We start from the raw sequence: 6,954 nt of genomic DNA, 5'->3' as shown, positions 1-6,954 counted from the left end.
ACCACCTGATCCCATCTCGAACTCAGAAGTGAAACGTGTTAGCGGCGATGGTAGTGTGGGGTTTCCCCATGTGAGAGTAGCACATCGCCAGACTCCCATTAGAGAAAGGGCTATCCGAAAGGGTAGCCCTTTTTTGCATTTATACACTTTACATCTTAAGCGGATATTTCCATCACAGTTGGATAGCCCTTACTCTAAGCGCTGTCGCGCAACAACACCCTAGGGAAACCATACCCATCTAATATCATGCAATGCCTGTCGATGTAATAAAAGGCTAGGTGTCACACTTCCCTGTGGCTATCTCCAGCCCGACATCCATGTCGGTCGTGCGCTCGGGCGGAACTGCGTTCCTAAAACATCCTCGCTTACCCCCATGTGAGAGCAAAAAGATCCTCTACCCTGTAGCACGGGCTTTAGCCCGTGAATGGAAGAGAAAGGGTTTTCCGAAAGGGTAGCCCTTTTTTGCATTTATAGGCTTTACATCTTAAGCGGATATCTTAATCACAGTTGGATAGCCCTTACTCCTAAGCGCTGCCGCGCAACAACACCTCAATAGAAACCATACCCATCCAGTGTCATGCAATACCTGACGATGTAATGAACAGCTAGGTGTTAACCGTCCCTGGTGCTTCTTCCAGCCTCGCATCCATGCGAGTCGTTCACTCGGCTAACGTTGCTGCGCAAATAAGAACAGCCTCCTTCACCCTGTAGCACGGGCTTTAGCCCGTGGAATTAGGAAGTTGCGATGGATAATAGAAATTTCGTTAAAGCTCGTGCTAGTTGGTTAGGGAAGAAAAATATAGCTTAATAGTTTTTCTAAGGAGGAATGCTTAATTTAAGGATTATTTTGATTCACAAAAATTTATTAATTTGTCATAGTCTTTCAGGGAAAGAATAAAATCAAAATTGGATAAATTATGAAAAAGTTTTTTAAATGGACTGGTCTGCTGCTTCTGACTGTTACTTTGTTTGGAGGTGCGTTAGGAGCCCATGAGTGGTATGCGAAAAAGCCTTTGTTCTTTCGAGCCTTTTTAGATCGTACTTTAATTAAGTTTGCCTTGGATAACCCAGAAATATTAACCAGTATTGGTGTTCTAGATGGTATGGGCTTCAAAGGTCACAATGCTGAATTAAATGATGACAGCTTGGAAAAGGCTGATGAAATGTTCGTACTTATGAGAGAGGTACGTGAAGGTTTATTAGCTTATTCAGATGATTCTTTGGATGAATCACAACGATTATCAAAAGAAATTGCTCTCTACCTGATAGATGGGCAGATAGAGTCTGAACCATATCGTTTTCACAATTATCCTGTAAACCAATTGTTTGGCCTACAAAGTCAGTTTCCAAGCTTCATGGATTCAACACATCAAGTAAACGAGCTTGAAGATGCTCAAAATTATATATCTAGACTAAAAAAGGCGGACGTTAAATTTGCGCAAAATATGGAGGGTTTAATTGTTCGAGAGCAAAATAATATTATACCGCCTAGTTTTGTGATCGACCGAGTGCTCTCTGAAATGCAAGCTTTTGTGGATTCACCCGCTGAAGAAAACATATTATATACTTCCTTACAGGGCAAAATTGATAAAGCTGCAAATTTTTCCGATGCAGATAAATCACAAGTACTAAAAAATGCGGCAGAAGCTATTAACCAACATGTCTATCCTGCCTATCAATCATATATTGATTATTTTGAAAAACTAAAAAGCAAAGCTGGTACAGACGATGGTTTATGGCGTTTAGAAGGCGGTGATATTGCATACAAACAAGCTTTAGAGTTTTTTACCACTACTAATTACAGTGCTGACTACATACATGAGACCGGCTTGTCTGAGGTGGAACGCATTCAGCAACAAATACTAACGATCTTAGGATCAGAAGGGTTTGACGTTACCGATGGTTTCACTACTGCAATTGAATCATTAAAAGATGATGAACGTTTCTACTATCCTGATACAGATGAAGGTCGTGCTCAGATACTAGCAGACTACCAGACTATCCTTGATGAAATTAACCAGTCAATGGGAGAAGTATTCAATGTTCTGCCTAAAGCTGGCATGGAAGTTAAGCGCATACCAGAATTTAAAGAAAAAACAGCACCAGGTGCATATTACCAACGGCCATCTATGGATGGGTCTAGACCGGGCGTTTTTTACGCTAATTTATATGATATTAAAGCTACACCTAAGTATGGGATGCGCACTCTAGCTTACCATGAAGGTATTCCAGGCCATCACTTTCAAATCAGCATTTCTATGGAGCTAGAGGGGTTACCTATTTACAGAACCTTATCGCCCTTTACCGCTTATGCTGAAGGTTGGGCACTATATGCCGAGCGTCTAGCCTGGGAATTAGGATTTGAAGATGACCCGTACGATAATATTGGTCGTTTACAAGCTGAGTTATTTAGAGCTGTTCGTTTAGTCGTAGATACCGGAATTCATGCTAAAAGGTGGACGCGAGAAGAAGCAATAGAATACATGTCTAACAATACTGGGATCGCAGAAAGTGATGTGGTCTCTGAAATTGAACGATATATAGTGATGCCAGGTCAGGCAACATCATATAAGGTTGGTATGATGAAAATTCTTGAATTAAGAGAAAAAGCAAAGGTAGCCTTAGGTGATAAATTCAATTTAGCCGATTATCACGATGCGGTGCTAAAGAACGGGGCAGTTCCGTTAGAAATTTTAGAACGACTAGTGGATCAATATATACAAAGCAAATCTACTTAAGTCTATATGTCTAAATTAACTTAAGATCTGCGTTATGCACCTAATTTTAGGTGCATAACGTTTTAACTTAATTGTTTGAATAAGGAGCATTGTTGGCAAACAATTAATCTTGTCTACGCTATAAGTCTTTGTATGTTGAATCAATAATTCAACGATTTCGATGCCCCCTTAGTTGTCACACCTCAATATCAAAATAACATTTTGGTGCAGTTACAGGTAAATTCCTGCATTTAATCCTTAATTAATCAGCATAACGCTGGTTCGTCATTTGCATACTCTTAATATTATTGAACGTTTGGTTGCATTAAGCTAAGGACAATACAGTGGAACAAGTTACAGAATTTATTCACTTAATATTGGATAGTTCCTCTGTATGGGTGATTTTCGCTGTTGTTTTTGTTGGCCTATTTTTATTTTTGTGGCTGATTAAACACATAACTTTCTTTTATCTACGTAGGCTCTCTAATAAAAGTCGATTTAGTTTAGATACAATTATACTTGATTCTGTAAGCCGCCCAGTGACATTAATTATCGTGGCAGCCTCGTTATCTTTAAGTGAGTTAGTTCTAATAAAAATAGCTGAAGACGTGAGTAGTCTTGAAACCACTTTTACAGTGGTCAGTAAATTGGCCATTGTTTTCGCTATTATTATTTTTACCGATCAATTTTCACGCAAAAGTTTAAATCGATATTCCAACAGTTCACCAATGCTCAGAAGCAGTGGCAACCTAGTAAAGGGGACAGTAAGAGTAGTCATTTATCTTATTGGTGTGCTTATCGTATTGAGTAACATAGGAATATCTATTACTCCCATAGTGGCATCGTTAGGAATTGGCTCATTAGCGGTAGCACTTGCCTTGCAACCTACTTTAGAAAACTTTTTTTCGGGGATTCAAATGTTGGCCGACAAGCCAATAAGAGTGGGAGATTTTATTGAGTTGGATTCTGGTGAACAGGGGTTTGTTGACAAAATTGGTTGGCGCTCAACCTGGATTAAAATGCTTCCGAACAACACAGTCATCATGCCAAACAGTGTTTTGGCCCAATCAAAGATCATTAATTATTATTATCCCGAAAAGCAACTATCCGTGCCTGTTGATGTGGGCGTGCATTATGATTCTGATTTGGAGCATGTGGAGCGAGTATCTTTAGAGGTAGCTAGAGAAATACTCAAAACCCATAAATGGGGAATAAAGGACTATGATACCTTCGTTGTTTTCCACACCTTTGATAACTCGAGTATTAATTTTACGGTTATGTTGAGAGCCCAAGAATACTTCAACAGGTTTTTTATTAAGTCTGAGTTTATTAAAGCGTTACATAAACGTTTTGCAGAGGAGGGAATCGTTATTCCTTATCCAATTCAGGCGATTAACTTAACCCAAGAGGGAAGCGCAAGCGCCTTTTCTGCAAAAGATGTCGAAAAGTGATTAATGGTATGGTCACTAGTTAGGTAAAACAGATATGTACTTTACAGATTCTTACTTTGGGCGGTCTTCGCGTAACAGCCCATACATATCCATATCATGGAAGTCGTCATTCCAGTAGCATTTTCCGCGTAAGGTACCCTCAAACTTGAATCCAAGTTTTTTTAACAAAGCACCTGAGGGAATGTTAGAAGGTAGGGCTAAGGCTTCAATTCTATGAATATAAAAATGAAATTCAGAGGAGAATAAGTAGTCCGTAATTTTCCGAACTGCTTCAGTTGCAAACCCCTTTCCCCAGTTTCTCTGGCTGATCTCGTACCCAAGAACCGCGCTATGATCGTATTTGTTCCAATGAGTAAAACCGCAAGAGCCTATGTATTCTCCACTTTCCTTATTTCGAATCGCCCAACGAATACCATTATCGCTGGTGAATCTAGAATCAAAATAATCCACTAAGCTATCAGCTTCCCGAATATTTTTAAATAGCTCAACATCGTAGTGTTCAACAACTTTAGGATCTGAAAACACCTCGAAGATAGATTGCCGATCTTGTTTGGTTAATTGATCTAATCGAAGTCGCTGAGTTTCAAATACAGGGAATGTTCTAGTATGCATTCATTCAATCTAAGAGGTGAGAAGTGGGTGACTTATTATTAACTATATGCAGGAATATGCAACTTAGTCAGAAGCTTCATTTAAAATCCAAACATAAAAAACAGACATAAAAAAACCGGCATTTTCAGCCGGTTTTTAAAAGTTATTGACTACTTACTATGATTCTTTACTACGGCTAGCGCGTTTTCTTTCATTTTCAGTCAGCAATTTCTTACGAATACGAATGCTCTCAGGAGTCACTTCTACTAGTTCATCGTTATCGATAAACTCAAGGGCTTGCTCAAGGGACATTCTTACTGGTGGTACTAGTGTTTGGGCTTCATCAGTACCAGAAGCTCGAACGTTAGTAAGTTGCTTACCTTTAAGGGCATTTACCGTCAGGTCGTTATCACGGCTATGAATACCGATAACCATACCTTCATACACTTCAACACCGTGACCTATGAATAGACGACCACGTTCTTGTAAGTTAAATAATGCATTGGTTAGTGCTTTACCTGTAGCGTTGGCAATAAGTACACCATTCTTACGTTGACCAATTGAACCACCTTTATGAGGACCGTAGTGATCAAAAGTATGGTAGATCAAGCCTGAGCCTGAAGTCATTGTCATAAAGTCAGTTTGGAAACCAATTAAACCACGGCTAGGGATCATAAAGTCCATACGAATACGTCCTTTTCCATCCGGAGACATATTCGTCAATTCACCTTTACGAAGACCGATTTGCTCCATGATAGAACCCTGATGCTCTTCTTCAGCATCAATGGTTAATGTTTCAAACGGTTCGTGAATTTCACCATCAATTTCTTTTAGAATTACTTCTGGACGAGAAACGGCTAATTCGTAACCTTCACGACGCATGTTTTCAATCAATATACCCAAATGTAGTTCACCACGTCCTGATACGCGGAATTTATCCGGATCTTCTGTTTCTTCTACTTTTAGGGCTACGTTATGAATCAATTCGTTTTGTAAACGTTCAAGAATATTACGAGAAGTAACGTATTTACCTTCTTTACCCGCAAATGGAGAAGTGTTTACTTGGAACGTCATGGTTACAGTAGGTTCATCAACTGATAACTGTGGTAATGCTTCTACTGCATTTGGATCACAGATGGTGTCAGAGATTTTCAATTCACCTAAACCAGTAATTGCAATGATGTCACCAGCTTGTGCTGAATCAACTTCATGTCTTTGTAGTCCAAGGTAACCTTGTACCTGACCTACTTTACCATTGCGTTTAGTTCCATCTGCCATAACAACAGTGACTTGTTGGTTAGGTTTAACCACACCACGAGTAACACGGCCAACACCGATAACACCCACGTATGAGTTGTAATCAAGTTGCGAAATTTGCATTTGGAAAGGACCTTCAGGATCTGCATCCGGAGCATCTACAACATCAACGATTGTTTGGAACAAATCCGTCATGTCTTCAGCTTGCTCGTCTGCTTCTCTAGTTGCCCAACCGTTTAGTGCTGATGCATAAACGACTTGGAAGTCCAACTGGTCATCAGTTGCACCAAGGTTGTCGAACAAATCGAAAACTTGATCCATAACCCAATCAGGACGTGCGCCTGGCTTGTCAATTTTGTTGATAACAACAATAGGCTTCAAGCCTTGAGCAAATGCTTTTTGTGTTACAAAGCGCGTTTGTGGCATTGGACCTTCTTGAGCATCTACTAATAGAAGTACAGAGTCAGCCATTGACATTACACGTTCAACTTCACCACCGAAATCGGCGTGTCCAGGAGTATCAACGATATTAATACGGTAATCATTCCAGTTAATTGCTGTGTTTTTAGCAAGTATGGTAATTCCACGTTCTTTTTCAATGTCGTTAGAATCCATAACCCGCTCTTCAGCTTCGCCTCGGCTTTCCAAGGTTCCTGACTGTTGCAACAACTTGTCAACCAAGGTTGTTTTTCCGTGGTCAACGTGCGCAATAATTGCAATGTTTCTTAATTTACTAATATCTTTCATTTTGATCGGTAAGCCTGTACTTTTAAATATGCTCTCGGATTGCCATTAATATCCAGTATTCATCACTGGTATTGCCGAGGGTTACGTTTGGGCGCGGATTATACAGGTAAATAATGAGCAGCGCCCTATTTATTTGTGATCCTAGGAAACTATCTTGTTTTACCTATGGTCCTTTTCCATTATTTTTATCA

4 protein-coding genes and 1 rRNA gene are annotated in these 6,954 nt (G+C 39.7%); 3 read left to right on the top strand and 2 right to left on the bottom strand.

The genetic code is table 11. From position 1 onward, the window contains the following. The 3 genes from rrf to ABJV04_RS09140 form a co-directional block, all read left to right on the top strand. Positions 1 to 93, top strand: a 5S ribosomal RNA gene (gene rrf / locus ABJV04_RS09150); the annotation flags it as partial. An 824-nt stretch (positions 94 to 917) separates the two neighbouring features. Then, the gene (locus ABJV04_RS09145) at positions 918 to 2,738 is read left to right on the top strand and encodes a DUF885 domain-containing protein (RefSeq protein WP_348491214.1); all 1,821 of its coding nucleotides are present in this window, start codon (positions 918 to 920) and stop codon (positions 2,736 to 2,738) included. Positions 2,739 to 3,061: 323 nt separating this feature from the next. Further along, positions 3,062 to 4,168, top strand: coding sequence for a mechanosensitive ion channel family protein (locus ABJV04_RS09140; RefSeq protein ID WP_348491213.1), 1,107 nt, complete (start codon positions 3,062 to 3,064; stop codon positions 4,166 to 4,168). 51 nt (positions 4,169 to 4,219) lie between these two features. Here ABJV04_RS09140 and ABJV04_RS09135 read toward each other — a convergent pair whose 3' ends face one another. Together ABJV04_RS09135 and typA are read right to left on the bottom strand one after the other, a co-directional pair. Next, positions 4,220 to 4,780: a GNAT family protein gene (locus ABJV04_RS09135; protein WP_348491212.1), complete on the bottom strand. Its 561-nt coding sequence runs from the start codon at positions 4,778 to 4,780 to the stop codon at positions 4,220 to 4,222. A gap of 156 nt (positions 4,781 to 4,936) precedes the next feature. Further along, positions 4,937 to 6,763, bottom strand: a complete 1,827-nt coding sequence (gene typA / locus ABJV04_RS09130; protein ID WP_348491211.1) for a translational GTPase TypA — start codon at positions 6,761 to 6,763, stop codon at positions 4,937 to 4,939. Between the last annotated feature and the right edge of the window lie 191 nt (positions 6,764 to 6,954).

This window comes from Aliiglaciecola sp. (assembly GCF_039982535.1).
Lineage (GTDB): Bacteria > Pseudomonadota > Gammaproteobacteria > Enterobacterales > Alteromonadaceae > Aliiglaciecola.
This window is presented reverse-complemented; position numbering and strand designations above follow the sequence as displayed.